Source organism: Pseudoalteromonas sp. SR41-7, from assembly GCF_014163935.1.
Taxonomy (GTDB): Bacteria; Pseudomonadota; Gammaproteobacteria; order Enterobacterales; family Alteromonadaceae; genus Pseudoalteromonas; species Pseudoalteromonas distincta.
In genome coordinates this window covers 65,924-90,975 of the sequence record NZ_JACJEF010000010.1, presented here as the reverse complement: position 1 = coordinate 90,975, position 25,052 = coordinate 65,924, and the positions used below count along the sequence as shown (strand labels likewise).

The following is a 25,052-nucleotide window of genomic DNA, read 5'->3' as shown; positions in this document are numbered from 1 at the left end:
GAGTGTCATTATTTAGAGAGCGCTATGTTTAGATTTTTATTTGTGTTGTTTATCATCATCCCTATTATCGAAATCGCTTTGCTGATTCAAGTAAGCGATGTGATTGGCGGATTTGCAACAATTGCACTTGTTGTTATTACCGCGATTTTAGGTGCCAAAATGGTTAAAACACAAGGTATGGGTGCGCTGCAAAACGTACAAGCGCAAATGGCGCAAGGGCAAATGCCAGCCAAAGAATTATTTACCGGAATATGCGTTGTAATTGCAGGGGTATTATTACTTACTCCTGGCATTATGACCGACGTGTTTGGGTTACTATTATTAACGCCTGCAATTCGTAACAAACTGGCCGCAGGCCTTGCTAGCCAAGCAACTGTTAGAATGAGCGCAGGTAGGCAACAAGGGCCATCGCCGTTTGCTGGGCAGCAACATGCTGAACGAGAGCAAGGGCAAATGGAACGACCAACGACTATTGATGGCGAATATGAGCGAAAAGATTAAAAATTTATCATTTTTTCTCTTGGAATTTTACACTCTACCCCCATTAATGAATGCAAATTAGAAAAGCTTTTTTCTGTACTGTTCAGAAACTGTTAGGAGAACTAAAAAACATGAACATTCGTCCTTTACAAGATCGCGTAATCGTTAAACGTCTAGAAGAAGAAACAAAATCTGCTGGCGGTATTGTATTAACTGGCTCTGCAGCTGAAAAATCAACTCGCGGAGAAGTTGTAGCCGTAGGTAATGGTCGCGTTTTAGATAACGGTGACGTGAGAGCGTTAGAAGTTAAAGCCGGTGACACTGTGTTATTTGGCTCATATGTTGAAAAAGTTGAAAAGATCGAAGGTCAAGAGTACCTGATCATGCGTGAAGATAATATTTTAGGCATTGTAGGCTAAACCTACTTTTCGTTTATAAACATTTAAGAATTTAGAGGAATTTAAAACATGGCAGCAAAAGAAGTACTTTTTGCAGGTGACGCACGCGCTAAAATGCTAACTGGCGTAAACATCCTGGCAAACGCAGTAAAAGTTACATTAGGTCCTAAAGGCCGTAACGTTGTACTAGACAAATCATTTGGCTCTCCAGTTATCACTAAAGATGGTGTATCTGTAGCAAAAGAAATCGAACTTGAAGACAAGTTTGAAAACATGGGCGCACAAATGGTTAAAGAAGTTGCATCTAAAGCAAATGATGCAGCCGGCGATGGTACAACTACCGCTACAGTACTTGCACAGTCTATTGTTAATGAAGGCCTTAAAGCTGTTGCAGCAGGCATGAATCCAATGGATCTTAAGCGCGGCATCGACAAAGCAGTTATTGCTGCTGTTGCAGAGCTTAAAGCGTTATCTGTTCCTTGTTCTGATACTAAAGCAATTGCACAAGTAGGTACTATTTCAGCTAACTCTGATCAAGAGATTGGTAATATCATTGCTCAAGCAATGGAAAAAGTAGGCCGCAACAGTGGTGTTATTACTGTAGAAGAAGGTCAATCACTTGAAAACGAACTAGATGTTGTTGAAGGCATGCAGTTTGACCGTGGTTACTTATCTCCTTACTTTATCAACAGCCCAGAAAAAGGCACTGTTGAACTAGATAACCCATTTATTCTACTTGTAGATAAAAAAATATCTAACATCCGTGAATTATTACCAACATTAGAAGCGGTTGCTAAAGCAAGTAAACCACTACTAATCATTGCAGAAGACCTTGAAGGCGAAGCACTAGCTACATTAGTAGTTAATAACATGCGCGGTATTGTTAAAGTATCAGCTGTTAAAGCACCTGGCTTTGGCGATCGTCGTAAAGCAATGCTACAAGATATTGCTGTATTAACTGGCGGTACTGTTATTTCTGAAGAAATCGGCTTAGAGCTTGAAAAAGCAACAGTTGAAGACCTAGGTACAGCTAAACGCGTAATTATCACTAAAGATGATACAACTATCATTGATGGTGCTGGCGAAGAAGCGGGTATCACTGGTCGTGTTTCTCAAATTAAAGCACAAATTGAAGAAGCTACATCTGACTACGATAAAGAGAAACTACAAGAGCGCATGGCTAAATTAGCTGGCGGTGTTGCAGTAATCAAAGTAGGTGCTGCTACTGAAATCGAAATGAAAGAGAAAAAAGACCGCGTTGAAGATGCATTAAATGCAACTCGTGCAGCGGTTGAAGAAGGCGTAGTACCTGGCGGCGGTGTTGCACTTGTACGTGCTGCTAGCAAGCTAGTTGATTTAGTTGGCGACAACGAAGATCAAAACCACGGTATTAAAGTTGCACTTCGTGCGATGGAAGCACCACTTCGTCAAATCGTAACTAACGCAGGCGACGAAGCATCAGTTGTAATTAACGCAGTTAAAGGCGGCGATGGTAACTACGGTTACAACGCAGCAACTGGCGAATACAACGACATGATTGAAATGGGTATCCTAGATCCAACTAAAGTAACACGCTCTGCGCTACAGTTTGCAGGGTCTATTGCGGGTCTAATGATCACTACTGAAGCAATGGTAGCTGAAATCCCTAAAGACGAATCTGCTGGTGCACCTGATATGGGTGGCATGGGCGGAATGGGTGGTATGGGCGGAATGATGTGATAAACATCACCGTTTAAGCACCTCGCTTATATAAAAAACCAGCTTCGGCTGGTTTTTTGCTTTTTAGAATAAAAATCATTGATATTGTTTAATTTATACCCATACCTAAGTTGCGTATAACTAAGATTTATATTAAATGGATTTATTAAATAATAACGAAATATTCATCTTCTTTGTTTTTGTTGCTCTTGTGACTGGGTTATTTTCATTCGTAGTTTGGGCTATGCTCAAAATGGTCACGTGGGGTAAAAGTATGTCTAAGGGGGCTTATTTATTTTTAGCATTCTTTCCGCTTATTTCTATTATTCCTATCCCACCACCTACATACGAAAATGTACAAAAAGCAAAACAAGAACTGCGTAAACGTAAAGGAGACTCAGGCGATCCACTCGATGATGATGAGGACGAACTTACAAGTTAGTTAAAGTTACACTCTACAGGCAAATACCTGCGTAATCGTTTACTAATATGATAAAAAGCACATTTATTTAATAGTACGGAGTAAGCCAAACATGACTAACGTTCAACAGCATATAGGCAGCATTGCATTAGTTGTTAAGGACTACGACGATGCCATTGAGTTTTATACTCAAAAGCTCAACTTTGAGTTAGTAGAGGATACTGATTTAGGTGATAGTAAACGTTGGGTATTAATTTCACCTCCAAATTCAAACGGAGCTAATTCGAGCAGAACTAATCTACTGCTTGCTAAAGCCACAACGCCCGAACAAATTAGCGCTATTGGTAATCAAACGGGTGGTCGCGTGTTTTTATTTTTGCATACTAATGATTTCTGGCGAGATTATAATTTAATGCTTTCTAAAGGCGTTACATTTAACGAAGAACCTCGAGTAGAACCCTATGGCACCGTAGTGGTTTTTGAAGACCTATATGGTACAAAATGGGATTTATTACAGCTTAATAATCAGTGAGATAAAGTGACGCTTAAACTCACGTCACTTTATTAACTAACTCTCTTACAACTGGGAATAAATCACTGGGTAGCATTCCCCTTTGTCCATCTCGCTCACTTGCGATATCACCGGCTTTAGCGTGCAGTGTTACACCATAGCGTGCTGCTTCATCAATAGTTAAACCTTGAGCAAGTAATGCCCCAATAATACCAGTGAGTACGTCGCCACTGCCGCCAACTGCCAGTGCTGGGTTGCCATCTTCACACACCCACGTGTGCTGGGCATTATCTATTAATGTTCCAGCGCCTTTTAATACACAAGTCGCGTTATAGCGCTTGGCGCAAAGGCGGACATAATTAAAGCGGTCTGATTCTATATCGCTGGTACTAACACTTAGCAGTCGCGAAGCTTCGCCTGGATGTGGCGTAAGTACGCATTGCTCTAACACATACGATGAGGCTTGCTTAGCGAGTAAATTAAGGGCGTCTGCATCTATAACCAATGGCATTTTATTGTTTTGGCAATATTGCATTACTTCATCGAATGTTTGTTGTGCCCACTCGTCTTGCCCAAGCCCTGGGCCAATAACAACGCAGCTTGCCCACTCTAGCGCTTGATGTAAGTTATTACTGCTTACCATAAGCTCTGGTCTGCCAATACTAATAGGCGTTATTGAGCTTTCGTGTGTATACACCCTTACCATGCCAGCACCCGTTCTAAGAGCTGCTTCACTACTTAACCTAATTGCACCTGCAGTACCTTGATTGCCACCAACACATAAAAGCTTGCCATGGCTTCCTTTGTGACTATTAATTGCCCGCGTGGCAATTCCTTTAAAGCTATTAATATTTATCAAGGTTCCTGATGATTGCGCTATACAAGTAAATGCATCGCCAATTGCTAAATCATCAAATACTAACTTACCGCTATATTGTTTACCTGCTGTCGTTGTGAGCCCTTGCTTAATACCCACAAAAGTAACGGTTGAAGTTGCTTGTACTGCGCATCCTAAAGGCTGTCCTGTATTTGCTTCAATGCCTGATGGAATATCAATGCTTATTACGGGCTTACCACTGTTATTTACAGCGTTAATTATATTCGCAAAATGATCACGCACTGCGCTTTTAAGCCCAGTACCAAGGAGCGCATCAATAACGATATCGCACTCATTAAGAGCATCTTTTGTAAAATGAGAAACCACCCCACCCGCTACTATCCATAGCTGCTGAGCTTTTGCAGCATCACCTTTTAATGCTTTTTCGGGTTCAGCAGCGCATACTGTTACCTTTTTACCTGATTGCATAATAAGCCTAGCTACAACGTAACCGTCTCCAGCGTTGTTACCATGGCCAACAATGACTAATGTATGCTGCGCATCAAATAACTGCCATTGCTTATATACAGCCTCGCCTGCTCGCTGCATTAGGGTAAATAAATCGCAATGACTATTTTTAGCCGCTAAAGCTTCATTATCTCTTACTTGTTGTGCGGTAAATAAGGTTTTATTAAGCATAAAGGCTCCTTGAATAGGTGATACTTCACCTTATCAAATACTTATATCTAGCGGCTAGTTCTGTTGGCAATTTTAAATTGCAATTTTATTTAAAGTCTAACACTCCCACTTCAATTTGAGCATGGATCACTTGAGCACGTCTAACTTGAGCAAGGTGAGCTAATTAAAGTACAATGCAGTTAATTAAAGGCTTGGTTTACTTGTAATCCAAGCCTGTTTATTTTTAGGTAGAGAAAAGCATGGCACAAACTCGCGGTAACTTATTTATTTTATCAGCCCCTTCAGGTGCTGGTAAATCAAGCTTAATCAATGCGTTATTAAAAAAACACGCTGACATGAAAGTATCTGTATCACATACAACTCGCGCCCCTCGCCCAGGTGAAGAAAATGGCGTGCATTATCACTTTGTATCTACAGACGAATTTAAAGCGCTTATTGCCAAAGATGACTTTTTTGAATGGGCTCAAGTATTCGATAATTACTACGGCACATCAAAGCAAGCTATTGAGTCGCAACTTGATGCGGGTATTGATGTGTTTTTAGATATTGATTGGCAAGGCGCGCAACAAGTGCGCGAAATAATGCCAAGCGTGAAAACTATTTTTATACTACCTCCTTCAAAAGAAGAGTTAGAGCAACGCTTAAATAATCGTGGCCAAGATTCGGCTGAGGTTATTGCCTCTCGTATGGCAAAAGCACAATCTGAGACATCACATTATAACGAATACGACTATGTAATTGTTAATGATGACTTTGAGAGCGCGCTTGGCGACATAGAAATGATTGTAATGGCTCAGCGCTTAACCCTAAAAGCGCAAGAAGAACGCCATCAAGTTTTACTAAATAGCCTGCTTAAATAATTTAAGTCTATTTAAATCAGGCTTAGACAAGTAAAACTGATAAAAATTGAACACTGGCTATTGGCGAAAGTGGCTGCTTGCAGTAAACTACGTCTTTGATTTAAATTATTTTTGGAGTGCTGTGATGGCCCGCGTAACAGTTGAAGATGCAGTAGATGCAGTTGGTAATCGTTTTGACTTAATTTTAGTTGCGGCTCGTCGTGCCCGCCAAATTGCTGTTGGTGGTAAAACTCCACTAGTAGACCCTGAAAACGATAAGCCAACGGTAGTTGCTTTACGTGAAATTGAACTAGGTTTAGTTGATAGCTCTTCAATGGACTTAATTGACCGTGAAGAACAACAACACCAAGAAGCAGCTGAATTAGCTGCTGTTGCCGCTATTGTTGGTGGCAACCAATAATCGACCTCCCGGTCTGATTTAGCCAACGGCGCAGTATTTCTACTATAGCCGTTGGCAATCCTCTCTTTTCATCGTATATTCGTAGCTTACCTAATTTGCTTCACTAGGGCTGTTTATCTTTCGAGGTTAAATTTGCAGTAGTATGTTTGGTATTTAGGCAAGGCAGAGCCTATGTAGTGTGGTTATTCCCCATAAATAGGCGATAACGCAGCATAAATGCAAAACATGCGCTGCCTAAAGGGTTCTGCCTAGGGGCACTTTACTCTTTGTTGCTCGATTTTTACTTAGCCCGCTAGGCTAAAAACCTCGCGCCACAATTAAATCGCCCCTAGATTGAACAAATTTTAATCCTGAAAGGTCAACAGGCCCTAGAACATTGGAGTGTGAATGTATCTTTTTGAAGGTCTTAAAAAGAAAATCTCAGAATACTTGCCCGCTGCTGATGTAGAGCTGGTTCAAAAATCTTACGTGGTAGCCCGAGAGGCCCATGAAGGACAAACTCGCTCGAGTGGCGAACCTTACATAACGCACCCAGTAGAAGTAACCCAAATTCTTGCAGGCATGCATCTTGACCATGAAACGCTCATGGCCGCGCTAATGCATGATGTAATTGAAGATACTGATTTTAGTCAACAAGATTTAGCCGAGATATTTGGCGAAACTGTTGCAGAGCTAGTTGAAGGTGTGAGTAAGCTCGATAAGCTTAGCTTTAAAGATAAAAAAGAATTCCAAGCTGAAAACTACCGCAAAATGATTATGGCAATGACTCAGGATATTCGAGTCATTTTAATCAAGCTTGCTGATAGAACACACAATATGCGTACTTTAGGCGCATTGCGCCCAGATAAGCGCCGCAGAATAGCGCGTGAAACACTAGAAATTTACGCACCAATTGCAAACCGCTTAGGTATTCACGATATTAAAAATGAACTTGAAGACTTAGGTTTTCAAGCTTTATATCCTATGCGTCATCGCGCACTTAAATCGGAAGTTGCTAAAGCACGCGGTAATCGCAAAGAAGTTATTACTAATATCCAGCATGAAATAGAAGCACGTCTTGAAGAATCAGGCATTAAAGCAACTGTGTCAGGCCGTGAAAAACATTTATATAGTATTTATAAAAAAATGCTTAATAAAGAACTGCTATTTAACGAAGTTATGGATATTTACGCGTTTAGAATTGCAGTTGACTCTATGGATACGTGTTATCGTGTATTAGGTGTAGCTCATAGTCTTTATAAACCTATTGAAACACGCTTTAAAGATTATATTGCAGTACCAAAAACAAATGGTTACCAATCGCTTCATACTTCATTAGTTGGTCCTCACGGTATACCTGTTGAAATTCAAATTCGTACTCATGATATGGATCATATGGCCGACAAAGGTGTAGCGGCGCATTGGATGTATAAAAAAGCAGGTGATGGCGCAGGTAATACTTCGCAGCAACGTGCTCGCCAGTGGATGCAGAGCTTATTAGAGCTTCAGCAAAGTGCGGGTTCATCATTTGAATTTATTGAAAATGTAAAAACTGAGCTATTCCCAGAAGAAATTTACGTATTTACACCAGATGGGCGTATTGTTGAGCTACCAATGGGTGCTACCGCAGTCGATTTTGCTTATGCCGTGCATACAGATGTAGGCAACACCTGCGTAGGCGCTCGCGTTAATCGCAAGCCGCACCCTTTAAGTAGGCCCTTAGATACAGGGCAAACTATAGAAATAATAACAAGCTCAGGCGCTCACCCTAATGCAACATGGCTAAACTTTATTGTTACTGGTAAAGCGCGTTTGGGCGTTCGTAATTACCTTAGAAGCCAGCATCATGAAGAAGCTATGCTTTTAGGGCGCCGCTTACTTGATTCAGCATTAGGTGAAAACAAACTAGATAGCATTGCTGATGAAAATATAGCGAGAGTACTTGAGGAGCACGAACTAACAACGCTTCTTGAATTACTTGTAGAAATTGGCTCTGGTAACCTAATGAGCATGTTAATTGCCAAACGCCTATTACAAAATGACAGTGACGACTTAACTGATATTACCAGCCAAGCCAAAGCGACCATTATTGGTACTGAGGGCATGCTAGTTAATTACTCCAAGTGTTGCCGACCTGTACCTGGCGATGCTATTACAGCTCATGTAAGCCAAGGTAAGGGCCTGACCGTTCACCGCCAAGAATGTAAAAACATCCGTGGCTGGGAAAATGAGCGCTCTAAATACTTAGTTGTAAAATGGGACGATAACCCAGAGAAAGAATATATTGCAGCTCTGAGAGTTGAAATTATTAATCATCAGGGGGCTCTGGCTAAATTAACCAATGTTGTTACTACAACCCAAGCCAATATTGTAGAAATAACCACCGATGAAAAAGAAAGTAATTTATACGTGATAGATTTAGGGGTTACCGTTAAAAACCGTATCCACGTGGCTAACATTATGCGCCGCATTCGCGTTATGCCTGATGTACAAAAAGTCTATCGTAAAAAGTAAAATAGGAAACACATGAATAAAGCATTTATCTCTACCGACAAAGCACCTGCTGCCATTGGCACTTACAGCCAAGCAGTTAAAGTAGGCACCGCTGTTTATTTATCTGGTCAAATTCCATTAGTGCCAGAAACGATGGAAATGATTTCAGAAGACTTTAGTGAGCAAACGCATCAGGTATTTAAAAATATCACTGCGGTATGTGAAGAAGCTGGCGGGCAAATTCAAGATTTAGTGAAAATAAATATTTATCTAACTGATTTATCTAACTTCGCTACTGTAAATGAAGTGATGAGCCAATACTTTAAGCAACCTTACCCAGCGAGAGCTGCATTAGGTGTTCGTGCACTTCCAAAAGGTGCACAAGTTGAAATAGATGGAATAATGGAACTTCCTTCTACCAATTAAGTATTACAGGCTATAGAGCCTCTCTATAGCCTTTTTTTCCCTCTTAGCACTTCGTTCTCTGTGACTTCTTGACTCAAATGTAAATTTCTAGCAATCTGTAGTTGTGTTTTAAAAAACAAACTTAACTTAAGTAGTAAAAAAGGATTAACTCGTGTTTAAGCTTGCCAACAATGGAAATGTTTTACTTGATGTAAAAGAACATATTCCTCCCAGCGCTGCATTTATTTTAGAGGCTCTCGAAAAGTCAGCTTTTTGCGACTGCAAAATAGATCATGACGCTATTAATGATTTTTTTAAAAACGAAAACACACAACACACTCTGGTTGTAGCAACAAAACACAATGCCACTTTAAATGTAACAATTAGCGACGATAAAATGTTGGCCATTGGCGAGCTAACCCTTGCCCAAGGCGGAAAATTATTAAGTTTAGAAGATGCAAAAAAACAACTCGTTAAAGCAGGAATTGTGCGTGGCTATAAGCAAGCATTTTTAGAGTTGCTACTGCAAAAACAGTTTGAACATACAGCGGGTTCTGTCGTTAAGGGAGTATTAGCTAAAGGCAGACTACCAAGTGATGGTTTGGCTACTAAACTAATAACAACCGTAGAGACTTTAAAAGACCGTTTAAAAACTCCCAAGCTCAAAGAAGATGGCAGCGTGGATATGCGCGACTTTGGCAAGCTTGCAAGCGTAGAGCCAGGCTCTGTGCTTATTCGCCAACAACCTGCAACCCCTGGTAAAGAAGGCTTCACCGTAATAGGTGACATACTGCCCGCAAAACCCGGAGAAAATAAACAATTAGTGGCAGGCGAAGGCACCGAAATATCAAAGCTGAATCCGCTTGAACTAGTCTCTACTATTGCAGGTGTTCCGGTTGAAATTAATAATGGTATGCGTGTCGACGATATTTTTACCATTTCAGATGTAAACGTAAAAAGCGGCCACATTGACTTTCAAGGCAGTGTTATTGTTACCCGCAATATAGACCCTGGAATGAAAGTAACAGCCAAAGGCGATATTACTATATTTGGCACGGTTGAATCAGGAGAGCTTACCGCAGGCGGAAACATCACCGTTAAACAAGGCATTATTGGCCATCAAAAAGCCGACGAACAATCCCTGTCTTGTAAGCTTATTGCACGAGGTGATATTCACGTATCCCATTCACAGTATTGCTACCTAGAAGCAAATAATATTTTTATTGATCGCCAAACAAGCCACTGTGTAATGAAAGCTAAACGCTTACTGCAAGTTGGTCAATCCGACTTACCTAAGGGTAAAATATTTGGTGGCGAAATACTTGATGCAACAACCCTCATTGCTGGCGAAATAGGGAATGAATCAGGCGCTAAAATGATTATTAACCTAGCGGCTTCTGGCGCCGAAATAACAGCAGATACTGATAATTGCTTTAAAGACTTAGCTAAAACAGATGCACAGCTAGACACGTTGCAAGCAGCATTAGAAAAAACTGATTTAGTGAAGGATGCCGAAAAGAAAAAACTATTAATTACTAAAATTGGTGCTACTCAAAAGCATTATTGTGAGCAGGCAGAGCAATTAGAAAAACGTCTTTCAAACTTAGATCACGACTTACACGATTTACTTAACGATGCTAATTTAGCGGTAAATTCTGTTTTGCATTCAGGTGTAGAGATTCATATTTTTGATAAAGTACTCAAAACAATCCGCAACTACCCTCCGTGCAACGTTAAACTTTTGAATAACAAAATTGAAATAGAGTTCAAAACAAGCTAATAACTGAGTGCTCTATTGAGCACTCAAATTAATTCACGTTTAAAGTAAACCGCTTACCTCAGCATGTGTTTGCTGCGGCCATACACCCACTTGTACTTGACCAATATGCTGTTTTTGTAGCAAGAGCATAGCTAAGCGCGACTGCCCTATTCCACCGCCAATTGTTTGCGGAAATTTACTTTGTAGTAGCGCTTTATGCCAATCAAGCTCTAAGCGGTCTTCATCTCCAGTTGTACTTAACTGCGCTTTTAAAACCTCAGGACTTACACGTATACCCATTGATGAAATTTCAAATGCGTCTTCAAGTACTGGGTTCCATACTAAAATATCACCATTTAAACCCATATATTGATCGCACGTTGGCGTAGACCAATCATCGTAATCTGGGGCTCTTACATCATGGATTTTGCCATCACCAAGCGCGCCACCAATACCAATTAAAAATACAGCACCATATTCTTGTGCAATGGCTTTTTCGCGCTGTTTAGCGCTAAAGTCAGGGTACATTTTACGTAGCTCTTCACTGTGCACAAGCTTAATGTCGTCCGGTAAAAAAGGCGTCAAACCATAAGATTCACTTACAAAAGCTTCCGTCTCTTTTATCCCTTTATAAATAGATTGAACAGTTTGCTTTAGTGTTGCCAGCGAACGCTCTGTGGTTTCGTTAATTACTTTTTCCCAATCCCATTGATCAACATATACAGAATGAATAGGACTTAATGAATCTTCATCTGGGCGCAAAGCTTTCATTTGAGTATAAATACCCTCACCAACACCAAAGCCATAAGTTGCCAGTGTTTTACGTTTCCACTTAGCCAATGAATGCACCACTTCGTAGCGGCTATCTGTAATCGCTTTTACATTTACAGCAACTGCGTTTTCATGGCCGCTTAAGTTATCTTGCGTGCCGTCACCTACTTTAGCCAAAATAGGGGCTTGAACCTCAACCAGCCCAAGTTGGGTTTCTAGTTGCTGTGAAAAAAATTGCTTAACTTTACTTATTTGCTGCTGTTGCTGCACATAGTGTGAACTCATAATAATTGGCCTCATTCCCAGTTATTGTTACTTGCTTAATTGATAAAAAGCGCCCTAATGAGCGCCTTTAATGAGGTTAATGTAACGATTTGATGAATTAATTCAATATCCCATAATAAAAATAGCTTTAACATATTAAAACCATCAATTAAGTGGTATAAAAATCATATATTCGATAATTTTATGAGAAAAATATAATGGAAAATTATTTAATCGATAATCTCGATAAACAGATACTTCATGCATTAATGGAAAATGCCCGTACTGCGTACGCCGAATTAGCAAAAAGATTTAATGTAAGCGCTGGGACAATTCACGTAAGAATTGAAAAAATGAAGCAAGCAGGGATCATTACAGGCACCCAATTAACGATTAATACTAAACAGCTAGGCTACGATGTGTGTTGCTTTATAGGTATTAATTTAAATAACGCACGTGATTACCCACAAACACTTATAAAGCTAGAAGCATTGGAGGAAGTGGTAGAGGCTTATTACACAACAGGTAACTACAGTATATTTATAAAGGTAATGACAAAATCTATTGTTCACTTACAAGATGTGCTGATTAATAAAATACAGGCAATAGAAGCCATTCAATCAACAGAAACACTGATTTCTCTACAAAATCCAATTAGCCGTACGGTAATGCCTTAACTGCAAAAATCTCGTATAATTGCCGAAAAAAGAGGATAACCATGCAGCAAACTCGCTATCAAAGAATCGAAGACGTACTTTCGCGCCGTCAAACAGACTTAACCGTGTGCTTAGAAGACGTGCACAAACACCATAACTTATCTGCAATAGTACGAAGTGCTGATGCGGTTGGTTGTCATCACGTACATGCTGTATGGCCTGAAAAGCAAAAATGGCTAACAAATAATACCTCAGGTGGCAGTAAAAACTGGCTAGAGACGCACTTACATAGAAATATTGATGATGCAGTTACTGCAATGCGTGAACGCAATCCAGAAATACAAATATTAGCGACTCACTTATCAGAAGATGCCGTTGATTTTAGAGAAGTAGATTACACCAAGCCAACGGCTATTATTGTTGGACAAGAAAAAACAGGGATATCAGAAAAAGCCCTAGAATATGCCGATCAAAATATTATTATTCCAATGCAAGGCATGGTGCAATCACTAAATGTTTCAGTTGCTGCTGCGCTAATATTGTTTGAAGCACAGCGCCAACGCGAGCTGGCTGGTTTATATAATAGAGATATGTTGAGCGCCGAAGTTAAACATCCACTTTACTTTGAAGGCTGCCACCCTATTATCGCAAGGCAGTGTAAACAAAAAAAATTACCTTATCCTGCACTTGATGAAAACGGTGAAATAGTCGCTGACGAGCAATTTTGGCAAGCTTTAAAACATACTTGATGGACTAAAGCTCTGTAAGTACACTTAACTTATTCACAAATAATAAGATTGATATAATTTGTCTAAACCTAGCTTAAATCAATACCCAATTACAGAGCTCAAAGGGGTCGGCCCAAAAATGGCTGAGCGTTTGTTAAAGCTAGGTATTTTAACTGTGCAAGATATGCTTTTTCATTTGCCACTTCGCTATGAAGATCGCACTCGCTTATACGCGATTAATGAGTTGTCACTACATAGCCACGTGAGTGTTGAAGCAACAATTGAAACAAGCCAAATCACGTTTGGAAAAAGGCGCATGCTTGTTTGCCAAATCAATGATGGTACTGGCAGGCTAACACTACGATTTTTTAATTTTACCGCTGCACAAAAAAACGCATTTAGCGCTGGTAAAATAATACGTTGTTTTGGTGAAGTGCGCCGTGGCCGTGTTGGCTTTGAAATGAGTCATCCTGAATACAGCATCAGCGATACCTCTAACGAGCAGCCGGTAGCGACAACATTAACGCCCGTTTATTCAACAACCGAAGGCTTAAAGCAACTATCGATTAGAGCTTTAAGCGAACAGGCTATTGATTTACTAAATAAATACTCAGTAGAAGAACTACTGCCTTCACAGTGGCAGCCATCAAATATGCCGCTAAGTGACGCCTTATTATTACTGCACCGCCCACCAAATAATGTTGATGTAGCTGCATTAGAGCAAGGTACTCACCCTGCTCAACAGCGCCTTGTATTTGAGGAGTTACTTGCTCAAAACCTCAGCTTATTAAAAGTGCGAGAGCAAGGGCAACAAGTAAAAGCCGTGGCATTAAATCCGGTAAACACATTAGAAAGCCAATTTTTAGAGCAACTTCCTTTTGCACCCACAAATGCGCAAAGCCGCGTAGTTGCTGAGATTAAAGGTGACATGCAACACGCGTATCCCATGATGCGTTTAGTACAAGGCGATGTAGGCTCTGGTAAAACCCTAGTAGCAGCACTTAGTGCACTAACAGCCATTGCGCAGGGCTTTCAAGTCGCTTTAATGGCTCCTACTGAAATTTTATCAGAGCAACATGGTGTTAATTTTACAACGTGGTTTAATCAACTAGGTATAACAGTTGCTTGGCTTGGCGGTAAAACAAAAGGCAAAGAGCGCGTAGCAACACTTGAAAAAATAGCCTCTGGTGAAGCGCAAATGATTGTAGGTACTCACGCTTTATTTCAAGATGAAGTTAAGTTTAATAACTTAGTGCTTATCGTTATTGATGAACAACACCGCTTTGGTGTCCACCAGCGTTTATCACTGCGTGAAAAAGGTAAGTTTGGTGATTGTTACCCTCATCAACTAGTCATGACCGCAACACCCATTCCACGTACACTCGCCATGACCGCCTATGCCGACTTAGAAACCTCTGTGATTGACGAGCTGCCACCTGGGCGTACGCCAATCACAACAGTGGCACTTCCTGATACTCGCAGAGACGATATTATTGCCCGCGTTAAATTAGCGTGTAACGAGCAAGGCCGCCAAGTTTATTGGGTGTGTACACTTATTGATGAATCTGAAGTACTGCAATGCCAAGCCGCCGAAGACAGTGCACTACAGTTAAAAGAAGCATTACCAGAGCTAAACGTAGGCTTAGTACATGGGCGAATGAAATCAGCTGAAAAACAAGCCATTATGAGCGAGTTTAAGGCAGGTAATATACATGTTTTAGTTGCCACGACGGTTATTGAAGTTGGTGTAGATGTCCCTAATGCGAGCTTAATCATTATAGAAAACCCTGAGCGCTTAGGCTTAGCACAGCTGCATCAGTTACGTGGGCGAGTTGGCCGTGGCGCTACTGCATCGCATTGCGTGCTTTTATACCACGCACCACTGTCTCATACCGCTCAAAAGCGATTAGGTGTACTACGCGATAGTAACGATGGCTTTGTGATAGCAGAGCGCGATTTAGAAATTCGTGGCCCTGGTGAAGTACTCGGTACAAAACAAACAGGGTTAGCCGAGTTTAAAATTGCCGATCTTACCCGCGATAAGCACATCCTCAACCAAGTTAGACCGATTGCACAACAAATGCTTAAGCAACACCCAGAGGTTGTTGACCCGCTAATTCAACGTTGGTTGGGTAATAAGCAAAATTACGCGCAAGCGTAACCACTCTATTTTCTATATTTTTGAGTTTACTAAGTTAATTTACTAAATTAGCTTACTAAGGATATAAAAAAGTCAGCTCTAAACAATATAGAGCTGACTTCTGATATCTCAATAGAGCAGCATAAAAGCGATTTTCGCCCTTTACTGCTCTTAGTTAAATTTAAGCTTTATTAAGCTCAAATATAAGCGATGTTTGCGGGAATGAAATTGGCATTTGTAAACCAAACTGCATTAGCGCTTCACCTGTAAATGTTTGACCATTTACCGCAGCAATAGAAGATGGGCGATACTCTTCAAATTTTACCGGCCACACTAAATTAAGTGTGTACTGCGCATCGGCATCTAGGCCAACAAAACGAAGCTTATTAGGCGCTGTACGCGGTGTTTCGCGAACGCTGTTATAGGCAAATAACGCTTTTGTTTTTTGCGCATCAATTAAACCAAAGTTAATTGATAAATCGTCGCTATCTAGGCGGTATAAATCGGCAGCATGAATAAACTCACGATGCTCTTTGTGTAGTGCTATTGCCGCTTTAAGTGCATTGTATTCGTGATCGGTCAGTTCACGTGGGTCCATTTCGATTCCCATGTGGCCAAACATTGATACCGCAGCACGCATTTCAATACTTACATTACGCCCTGTGATATGACAATCGCGTGGGCCTACGTGTGCACCCATAACCGACGATGGGAAAAAGAAAGAACATCCACGCTGTATTTCAAGGCGATCTAGCGCATCGTTTGAATCTGACGTCCATACACGATCTGTGTGTGCAAGTACGCCGTAATCTACACGTGCACCACCTGACGAACAGCTTTCTATTTCAAGACCAGGGTGCGCCGCTTTAATACGGTCAATTAAACGATAAAGTGCCAATGTTTGCTGATGCACAGCAGGCTTGCCATCAAAATTACCCGCATGGTTAATATCGCGGTTCATATCCCATTTAATGTACTTAATAGTTGGGTATTCAACTAAAATATCGTCAATCGCTTTGTATAGGTACTCAACAACCTCAGAGCGCGTTAAATCAAGTACTAGCTGATTTCTAAAGCTTAACTGCTCGTTATTTTCTGAGCCTAAAACCCAATCAGGATGCGCGCGGTATAAATCACTATCTGGGTTAACCATTTCTGGTTCAAACCAAATACCAAACTCCATACCTAAGCTATTCACATGATCTATAACGGGTGATAAACCATCGGGGTAAATTTTGTAATCTACTGTCCAATCACCTAAACCAGCGTTATCGGCACGGCGGCCTTTAAACCAACCATCATCAAGTACAAAACGCTCAATACCTAACGGCGCTACTTTGTCGGCTAGCTGCTTAAGCGTGTCTACGTCGTGATCAAAGTATATGCCTTCCCATGTGTTGTAATGCACAGGACGTGTTTTTTCACGCTGTGCTTGGCTAAGTAAATTAGCTTTAACAAAACGATGAAAATTACGAGAAAGCGCACTAAAACCTTCACTCGAAAACGAGCCATAAATGCTCGGGCTTTGATATGTTTGACCTTTAGCAAGCATAAGCTCACCAGGAAGTAATAGCTCACCCATTTGTACATAACGACGACCTTCAGCTAAAAGCTCTGCGCGTAGTTTATTGTTACCACTCCAACCTAAATGAAAGCCGTAACATTCGCCGTGTTGCTCGCCTGCATTTTCGTTATGCACTAATAAACCAGGAAATACATCGTGTGATGTTTTGCCTTTACGGTTTTCGCGTACAAAACTCCCAAGCACTAAATCAACAGATTGACGTTGAAATTCATTTGACCAACGACCTTCAAAGCTCACTATTTTGCTTACGCTATCTGGTAGCTGAAATGTTGGTGCTGCGCAAAAGTTCACGCTTAGCGGTAAGTCGCCTAAATTAGTTAATACAGTATGTGCGCTTAGTACGTCACTGTTGTTGTCAAGCGTAATGCTGTGCACGACTTCAATACCACGAAGCTTATCTACGCTTACAAATTCAAGTGTTGCGGCTGAAGGCTGACGCACTTCTTGAAGCTCTGGCCCTACTGACCATGCGATTGAGTCGTTTACTAGCTCAAGCCCTGGCGCACCAGTAAAGCCCTCACCGAGTAGTGGAGATAGAGAAATAGGCGCTTCTTCAACCACGGCACATTTTACTTCTTGACGCGTAGCAAGCTGAGTTAGCATTGTTTCTGTTGTTTGCTCAGATAGGCGTTTACCAAAGTACAGTAACGCCGGTGTTTTGCTCTGGCAGTCGAAAATAACGGTGCTGTTTACACTGTCTAATCGATAAAATGATTTAGTGTCGGCCATGATTTTCCTATCCTCTTGTTCATTGTGTGAGTTATAAATATAACGAAAATTAGTAAGCTACACTATTTACTAAATGTATCTCTTTGCTTGAGCCACAATCTATCAGATGGTGACACTCAATAATAATAGTATATATCATACAAATTAGGTTTTGATAGTCTTTACATCGCAAATAGTCAGATAAACTCACTGGAAGTACCACTGTAATAAAAGTTATTAAACTAACCTTTACTTTAAAGCTCTGTTATTGCTTTTAATATATATAAAAAATCGGCCAGAGTTGCCCCATGACCGATTTTGTCAGCTTAAACTATTTACAATCTATTTTTGTACTTGTACTTGTCCTGCGTCATCAAGTGCCGGTGTTTTACCTGCCCACTGCGCATTCAAACCAAATACCACTTTATTTACTATCAATGCAAAAGCTACACATACAATCAGTGTAATTGGCATTAAATGAATGTAATGAATGTCAGTATGTAGTGGTGAGTTTGCAAACGTAAGCATGCCGTACATTACAACACCTAAAATTACTGCTGCAATACCTGCACGTGCATCAACATTTTTAAATAATAAGCCCACTACAAAAATTGAGAATATAGGCATACTTAATAAGCCGTTTAATTGCTGTAGCAAGTTAATAATACTGTCTGCTTGCTGGTAAATTGGTACAAGTACCAGTGTTAAGCTTGTTAGTAGCAATGTTACGTAACCGCTTAGCTTTACAACACTTGGCTCTTTATTAAAGTAAGCTTCGTGAATGTCACACACGTATAGTGCTGTAGCTGAATTTAATAAGCTGTTGTAAGTAGAGAGTACTGCTGCTGCCATTGCCGCTGCGAACACACCGGTTAACCATACTGGCATTACATCACCCACAATTCGACCATAAGCAGCGTCGCCAATATCACCATAAAGTTTAAACGAAATAATACCCGGTAATACCACAATTGCAGGGACGATTAAAAAGCGAATACCCGCTGCGGCAAATATACCTTTTTGCGCTTCTTTAACATTAGGAGCAGCCATGGCTCGTTGCGTAATTGTTTGGTTAGTACCCCAGTAATACATTTGAATAAAGATCATACCGGTTAAAAGTGTTGGCCACGGAATAGGTGAGTCAGCATCGCCTATGAGTGTTAAGCGCTCCTCAGGAATACCCGTAAAGTCATAATTAATCGCATTAAGTGCTAAAAATACCACTAAAACAGCCATACCCAGTACCAGTAAACCGTTGTAAGTATCAGACACTGCAACTGCACGTAGACCACCAAAAAACGCATAAATAGCACCAATAATGGCAAATGCGGTGGCAATATACATTAGCGGAATATCAACCTTAAACATGGTTTGCATAAATAGCGCGCCAGAATAAATAACCGCTGGCATATAAATAAGTGCATTACCTAAGAAGAATAAACCACCAATAACAGCGCGAATATGTTTGTTGTTATAGCGCTTTTCTAAAAGCTCTGTGGTAGTTGTACAGTTGTATTTGTAATAAACAGGAATGAACACTTTGGCTAAAATAATCAAACCTATAATTGCTGCAAGCTCCCACCAAACCAGTAAAGCCATTTGGTTACCATTCATACCTACAAGCTGATCAGTACTTAAATTAGTTAATGTGATTGAACCTGCAACAAACATCCAAGTAAGGCCACCGCCCGCTAAAAAATACTCTTTGGTTTGGCTTTGTCCGTTATTGCGATTTTGGCCTCGGCATTTCCAATAAGTAAGGCCACCAATTAAAGCGGTGACAAAAACAAAAACCACCAGCTGTATAATGTTATCTGACATGTGTGTGTCTCCTGCGCGTTATGCGCAATGTCTGTGTAATAAAAAAGTGCACGCTACAGCGCGTGCGCATCTCGACTTAGTTCTAACTTAATCTGCTTTAAAGGCATAAGTTCGGGACGTTGGTTATGCAGCTTTACCAATGCATTTAACTGAAACAGTGAAATAAGCATGCTGTTAAGCACACTCAAGTAACCTTGCTTGTGTAAGTTTGCAACGGTATCGCTATTTAATATTTGCAGTTTGTCTTCATCAACGGTGCTCAAACCTTGAATAGTTTGGGTTTCGCCTTGTTCAAACTGCAATACAATATCTATGTTTTTAATGAGTCCTAACCGCGCAACTTCTTGGGTAAATTGATACGTTTGATAGTCATTTTTTAAGTCGCTTTCTAACAGTTTTTGCTGTGCACTTAAAAATAAACTCGGGTTACCTTTAGCATCAAATAGTGCCTCACCTTGCTGCGTGTTTACGGCTGAGCTTTGATCATCAATCGCGATAAAATAATCGCTACTATTTGCTTCTCGGGTCATTAAATAAAGAGGCTGGGTTTGCATACATACCGGTGTGTAAAGTGCCTGCCATTGGTTGTTATTAACCAATAAACTTTGACCTGCACTAAAGCTGGTTAACGCTGATACGGTATAACTACCATTTTGTGTATTACGTGCTAAAAAAATAGGTAAGTCGCAGGCTGCTTTTGCTATTTCATTTGCTCTTAAATTAACTAAATGCTGCGTTTTTGCATATTCAACGGCTGCATTGGGGTTAATTTTTAATGTTTGGTGCTTGGTGTTTACTAGTTCACTAATAGCCATAGTTACACATCCTTAAACTGGGTTAGCTGCTAACCACTGCTCTATAAAAGCACGGTGAGGCGGCAAAGTTTGCAACATCTGCTGTGTAAGCTGGCTGTTACGTTCAATTATTTGTTTGGCTTGCACATGTTGTGAATACAAATATGCTTGTTTAGTAAAGTCAGGCTTAAAGCCCATACCGTACAAAACATACTGATAACTGGCAGCAGGGAATAACTCTAATGCGCCATGAAAATCTTGAATAAGCGGGCCACGGCTTCCCCAAAGCAGTAAATCTTCTTGCAGGGTTTGTGGAATAGTATTGGGCTGTACATGCGCTTGCCAGTAAGGTTCTGGACGCTTGGTTAGCATGTAATGGAGCTTTAAAAAGTCGATAATACGCTGCCAGCGGTAGTCCATTTGCTCGTTAAAGCGTTTAGCTACAATAGGCATTACTTGTGTATCTGCTGGCATATGCTCTGCTACAAAGCGTGCTGAAATTTCAACAAGCATAATAGCGGTTGCTTCAAGCGGCTCTACAAACCCTGCTGACATACCCACTGCAACACAGTTTTTATGCCAAAACTTCTCACGGTATCCTGATTCAAAGCTAATTTTACGGGCAGTTAAACCGTTTGCTGCATCGCCTAAATAGTTTCTTAGGTTTTGCTCTGCTTCATCGTCTGATAAAAACTTGCTTGAATAAACATGCCCTACACCTCGGCGGTGCGTTAAACCTATATCCCAAATCCATCCAGCGTTTTGCGCTGTTGCTATGGTATGGCTGGCTAAGGAGTCATCGTTTTCATCGTAAGGGACTTGCATAGCCAGTGCGCTGTCGTTAAATAGCACGTGGTCCATTTTTTTAAACGGTACGTTGAGCGCTTGGCCTAATAACAATGATGAAAAACCAGTACAGTCTATAAATAAATCGGCGTTTATAGTGCGGGGTTGATCTTTTAGAGTAAGCTCATTTATTGCACCATCGTCATCAAGCTTTACCTGATCAACAGTACCAATAATATGCTCTACATCAAGCTTACTTTTACAATGCTGTTTAAGCATTTCTGCAAAAGCGCCGGCATCTAAGTGATAAGCATAATTACAATTACCTTGATATTCACCCTGCGCTATACCTCTTGGGGCTAAGCTTGCTTCGCAAATATCATGTTGAAAATTAGTTTGCTGTGCAAAGTCTTCAACATTATCTAAATAAGGGGCTAAATCTATGCGGCCGTAGCCTAGCGGTACAGTAAATGGATGGTAGTAAAAGTCGTTGTTGCCGTGCGTCCAATTTACAAATTTACCACCTTGCTTAAAGGTAGCGTTACAGGCTTTAAATACATCAACTTCACGCAAACCTATTTGCTGAAGTGTGTTTTTCATCGTGGGCCAGGTACCTTCACCTACACCAATTGTTGGAATATCTGACGATTCAACCAACATCACTTTTAAGCCATCACCATTTTTACCTTGGTGATACGAAGCTATAATTGCAGCGCTCAACCATCCTGCTGTGCCGCCACCAATTACTGCGATTGTTTTTATTGTTTTATTCATAATGGACTACTCTTTGAGTATCTTTGATAACGTTTTATACAACAAATGCCCGGTAGGGCATTTGGATTTAATGTGGCTTCATTTTAGCCAATTAGGTTAACTAATATACATTACTGTTAAATTAACCTAATTGGTATTAGCACTAATGTGCTGCAATGAAACAAGAGGCGAGAAGTTCGCCTCAAACATTAATTAAAACGATCCGCGAATACCAAACGCGTAACGTGAGCCATTATCTTCCACTGAATAAATTTGGTTAGCAAAACGACCTGTTTGTACTAACTCTTCTTCAGTGATATTGATGCCTTCAGCAAAAATAGTGAAGTTTTCATTAATATCGTAGCTTGCACTAATATCCCACTGGCCGTACGTTTCTACGTTCACTGGTTCACCATTGAAGCCGTTATCAACTAAGCGTAAAAAGCCTTCACGGTTGTTAAATGCAACACGTGCTTGCCAGTTGTCTTGCTCATAAAACAATACTAAGTTTTGTGAATCGCCCAAACCTTCAAGTGCAAATGTTTGAGTTGTATCATCACCTACACTAATGTCGCTATTCACAACAGTCGCATTGGCAATAAAGCCAAAGCCATTTTCAAACATGTGAGTAACACCCACTTCGAAGCCTGTTACGGTTGCAGACTCACCATTTTGAGGACGGCTTACAGTGTAAACTTCTGAGCTACCAATAAGTTCGTCATCTGTTTGGTCTGTACATGTAGTACACGCAAAATCAGGACCTGAACGGTCAGACATTTCGTATGTTTCTGCACCCGTTAACGTAACAATAAAGTCGTCAACTTCTTTACTAAATACTGCAAAGCTAAATAAGTTAGCATCGTTGTAGTACCACTCGTAAGAGATATCCCAGTTTTCTGATTGGAATGGTTTAAGTGCTGGATTGCCACCACTTGCCGTTAAGTTTTGACGACGTGGTTCGTTAAAGTTTGTCGCAGGAGATAACTGAGACATAGTTGGACGAGTAATACTATCGTACGCGGCAAAACGTAAAATCATATTATCTTGTAGCTCAAGCTTAACGTTGAAAGACGGTAGTAAGTTTGAGTAGCTAGTACCTTGTTCAATATTAGTCGCAGGACCAAATACGTTAGCAAACAATGTCGCATCTGACGTTGGAACTACATCGCTAATAAAGCTTTGTATAGCAGCAACTTCAATATCGGTTTCAGAGTAACGAGCACCCATATTAACGGTTACCGGCATATCAGCTAAATCAAAACCAAGCGTAAAGTCCATGTATAAACTAGTGATGTCTTCGTTAATTGTGTAACGGTTATTTTGTAGCGTTGGCTCTACTGGAAAACCTTGATCGGCTAAGTAATCAAGCATTTTATCGCCATCGTAGCTATAAAATGTATCGATTAAACCAGGGAAGTAATTACTCGCTGTGTATGCTTCAAAATCAATTTCATCAAGCGGTGCTTGTGTACCGTAACCACAAAATTGACATTGGCTACCAAAAATTTGGAAGCTAGATTTTTCACGCTCTTGGCGATAAGCACCAAAGTTAATACGCTCTACTGGGCCTTTATCTGGCACGTATTCAAAATCGGCTTTTACTTCAGTGATTTCATCTTCATCAGTAAATTGGTTACCAATTTCGTTGTAGTGAAGACGCGCTAGGCTTGGATCTGGCAATGAACCATTTTCAAAGCCATCATGCTGTACGGTAGGAATGCTGCCTGTACCATCAAAAGTATAGCTGTTAATAATACCCACTACGTTAAAACGATCATTACCTGCACGGTCGTTTTCAGCTGTTGAGCGAGATACATCAAATTTTGCTTTTAGTGACTCGTTTACTTGCCAGTCAACATTAATACCAAATGCTTTATTAGTTACATCACGTGAGTTACGTGTATGTGATACAAAGTCACTTGCAGGGTCGCCACTTGGCGCGCCTAAGCCAACTTCTTGAGAGAAAGTTAAAAGCGTACCCGTTTCAGCATCAATTGTTGCGCTGCCTACACGGTCTGGTTCGAACCAAGATGCTAAATCACGCACTGACGAATCAACTTCAAATTTTGAAATCATTCCATCAACCGTAATCGTAACATCGTCAGATGGTGCATATTGAAGTACTAAACTTGCGTTTGTACGTTCACGGTCTTGCTCATCAACTACTTGGTCCCAGTTACGTGGAATGTAGGCATTTTCAAACAATACACCATCAGTTGGGTTAGATATTGTTTGGCCACCGCGCCAACCTGCCGTTAAAATTTGGTTATTTTGAAGTTTACGTTGTTGATTAGTGATGGCAAAAAGCACACCTAGCTTGTCATCGTTAAACGTATTACTTATTAAGAATGATGTTGATGGAGATACTTCTTCAGAAAGGCTTTCGTACATACCTTTAACTGAACCTAAAATATGTAAACCACCAAAATCAAAAGGGCGTGCTGTAGTTACGTTAACCGTACCACCAATGCCGCCTTCTTGAAGCGTTGCAGTATTACTTTTATAAATATCAGCACCGGTGATTTGATCTGCTGCTAATACATCAAAATTAAATTCACGACCTGCACTGTCTGTCGCAATTTGACGACCATTAACAAGTACAGTATTAAATTGTGGACCAAAACCACGAATAGTTACCGCTTGGCCTTCACCACCACTACGGTCAATTGCTACACCTGTAATACGTTGCAGAGACTCTGCTACGTTTAAATCAGGAAATTTACCAAGATCTTCTGCTTTAATCCCGTCTGTAACAACATTAGATGCTTTTTTATCTAACATTGATGAACGTAAGCTGCTGCGGATACCCGTTACTGCGATAACTTCAACATCTTCATTTACTACTGTAGGCGTATTGCCTTCAGCGCCTTGAGCTGCAACGCTTCCGCTTGCCAATATACCAGTGATAGCAATACTGAGCGCGGTTTTCTTGTTGAACGATAACTTATTGTTAATTACCATTTTTTAAAAACTCCTGATTGTGTGTAGTCGTTGTGTCGTTGTGGTAGTGCGTATAGTTTCAAATACTATTTATATTATAAATACTTTAAACCGGCAAAAAGTGCAACCTTTTCCTTAATTATGGATAGCATTCAATTACCGTATATTTTCTTTTGATTTTCTTTT

Annotated in this window: 20 protein-coding genes; 13 read left to right on the top strand and 7 right to left on the bottom strand. The window is 40.5% G+C overall.

The window, feature by feature from the left end; genetic code table 11:
- The first annotated feature begins 24 nt into the window (after positions 1-24).
- The 5 genes from H5092_RS14285 to H5092_RS14265 all read left to right on the top strand — a co-directional run bounded on the left by H5092_RS14285 (position 25) and on the right by H5092_RS14265 (position 3,529).
- Entirely contained in the window at positions 25-501 is a 477-nt protein-coding gene (locus tag H5092_RS14285; RefSeq protein WP_002958838.1) for an FxsA family protein, read from the top strand.
- 110 nt (positions 502-611) lie between these two features.
- Positions 612-899, top strand: a complete 288-nt coding sequence (locus tag H5092_RS14280) for a co-chaperone GroES (RefSeq protein ID WP_002958836.1) — start codon at positions 612-614, stop codon at positions 897-899.
- 48 nt (positions 900-947) lie between these two features.
- Positions 948-2,597: a chaperonin GroEL gene (groL, locus tag H5092_RS14275; RefSeq protein ID WP_002958835.1), complete on the top strand. Its 1,650-nt coding sequence runs from the start codon at positions 948-950 to the stop codon at positions 2,595-2,597.
- 136 nt (positions 2,598-2,733) lie between these two features.
- Entirely contained in the window at positions 2,734-3,018 is a 285-nt protein-coding gene (locus H5092_RS14270) for a hypothetical protein (RefSeq protein ID WP_182733793.1), read from the top strand.
- Between the two features lie 91 nt (positions 3,019-3,109).
- Positions 3,110-3,529 carry a VOC family protein gene (locus H5092_RS14265; RefSeq protein ID WP_182733773.1) on the top strand — a complete coding sequence of 140 codons (420 nt, stop codon included), beginning with the start codon at positions 3,110-3,112 and terminating at the stop codon, positions 3,527-3,529.
- A gap of 19 nt (positions 3,530-3,548) precedes the next feature.
- Here the strand turns inward: H5092_RS14265 and H5092_RS14260 are convergent, their stop codons facing one another.
- Positions 3,549-5,024, bottom strand: a complete 1,476-nt coding sequence (locus tag H5092_RS14260; protein ID WP_182733772.1) for an NAD(P)H-hydrate dehydratase — start codon at positions 5,022-5,024, stop codon at positions 3,549-3,551.
- Positions 5,025-5,263: 239 nt separating this feature from the next.
- Here H5092_RS14260 and gmk point away from each other — a divergent pair, with 239 nt between their 5' ends.
- From gmk to H5092_RS14235, 5 genes are all read left to right on the top strand, one after another.
- Positions 5,264-5,884 carry a guanylate kinase gene (gene gmk, locus H5092_RS14255; RefSeq protein WP_182693853.1) on the top strand — a complete coding sequence of 207 codons (621 nt, stop codon included), beginning with the start codon at positions 5,264-5,266 and terminating at the stop codon, positions 5,882-5,884.
- 124 nt (positions 5,885-6,008) lie between these two features.
- Positions 6,009-6,284: a DNA-directed RNA polymerase subunit omega gene (rpoZ, locus tag H5092_RS14250; protein ID WP_002958829.1), complete on the top strand. Its 276-nt coding sequence runs from the start codon at positions 6,009-6,011 to the stop codon at positions 6,282-6,284.
- Between the two features lie 387 nt (positions 6,285-6,671).
- Positions 6,672-8,777 carry a bifunctional GTP diphosphokinase/guanosine-3',5'-bis pyrophosphate 3'-pyrophosphohydrolase gene (spoT, locus tag H5092_RS14245; protein ID WP_002958827.1) on the top strand — a complete coding sequence of 702 codons (2,106 nt, stop codon included), beginning with the start codon at positions 6,672-6,674 and terminating at the stop codon, positions 8,775-8,777.
- A 12-nt stretch (positions 8,778-8,789) separates the two neighbouring features.
- Positions 8,790-9,182: a RidA family protein gene (locus tag H5092_RS14240; protein ID WP_002958826.1), complete on the top strand. Its 393-nt coding sequence runs from the start codon at positions 8,790-8,792 to the stop codon at positions 9,180-9,182.
- 151 nt (positions 9,183-9,333) lie between these two features.
- On the top strand, positions 9,334-10,941 hold the full coding sequence (locus H5092_RS14235; protein WP_182692454.1) for a DUF342 domain-containing protein: 1,608 nt from the start codon (positions 9,334-9,336) through the stop codon (positions 10,939-10,941).
- 39 nt (positions 10,942-10,980) lie between these two features.
- On the opposite strand, the gene asnA is transcribed toward H5092_RS14235, so the two are convergent.
- On the bottom strand, positions 10,981-11,976 hold the full coding sequence (gene asnA, locus H5092_RS14230) for an aspartate--ammonia ligase (RefSeq protein ID WP_182733771.1): 996 nt from the start codon (positions 11,974-11,976) through the stop codon (positions 10,981-10,983).
- 197 nt (positions 11,977-12,173) lie between these two features.
- Between asnA and asnC the strand changes: the two genes are divergently transcribed.
- From asnC to recG, 3 genes are read left to right on the top strand one after another with little or no spacing between them, the layout of a single operon-like run.
- Positions 12,174-12,632, top strand: coding sequence for a transcriptional regulator AsnC (asnC, locus tag H5092_RS14225; RefSeq protein ID WP_182733770.1), 459 nt, complete (start codon positions 12,174-12,176; stop codon positions 12,630-12,632).
- 41 nt (positions 12,633-12,673) lie between these two features.
- Complete coding sequence (gene trmH, locus H5092_RS14220) at positions 12,674-13,360, top strand: tRNA (guanosine(18)-2'-O)-methyltransferase TrmH (protein WP_007580009.1); 687 nt, start codon at positions 12,674-12,676, stop codon at positions 13,358-13,360.
- 58 nt (positions 13,361-13,418) lie between these two features.
- Positions 13,419-15,500 (top strand): ATP-dependent DNA helicase RecG, encoded by a 2,082-nt coding sequence (gene recG / locus H5092_RS14215; protein WP_182712474.1) that lies wholly within the window; start codon positions 13,419-13,421, stop codon positions 15,498-15,500.
- Between the two features lie 160 nt (positions 15,501-15,660).
- Here the strand turns inward: recG and H5092_RS14210 are convergent, their stop codons facing one another.
- From H5092_RS14210 to H5092_RS14190, 5 genes are all read right to left on the bottom strand, one after another.
- Entirely contained in the window at positions 15,661-17,793 is a 2,133-nt protein-coding gene (locus H5092_RS14210) for an alpha-galactosidase (RefSeq protein WP_182733769.1), read from the bottom strand.
- A gap of 321 nt (positions 17,794-18,114) precedes the next feature.
- Positions 18,115-19,593, bottom strand: coding sequence for an SLC5 family protein (locus H5092_RS14205; RefSeq protein WP_182733768.1), 1,479 nt, complete (start codon positions 19,591-19,593; stop codon positions 18,115-18,117).
- A 53-nt stretch (positions 19,594-19,646) separates the two neighbouring features.
- Positions 19,647-20,408, bottom strand: a complete 762-nt coding sequence (locus tag H5092_RS14200) for a SapC family protein (protein ID WP_182733767.1) — start codon at positions 20,406-20,408, stop codon at positions 19,647-19,649.
- A 12-nt stretch (positions 20,409-20,420) separates the two neighbouring features.
- Positions 20,421-21,947 (bottom strand): tryptophan halogenase family protein, encoded by a 1,527-nt coding sequence (locus H5092_RS14195; RefSeq protein ID WP_182733766.1) that lies wholly within the window; start codon positions 21,945-21,947, stop codon positions 20,421-20,423.
- A gap of 192 nt (positions 21,948-22,139) precedes the next feature.
- Complete coding sequence (locus H5092_RS14190; protein ID WP_182692448.1) at positions 22,140-24,887, bottom strand: TonB-dependent receptor; 2,748 nt, start codon at positions 24,885-24,887, stop codon at positions 22,140-22,142.
- Between the last annotated feature and the right edge of the window lie 165 nt (positions 24,888-25,052).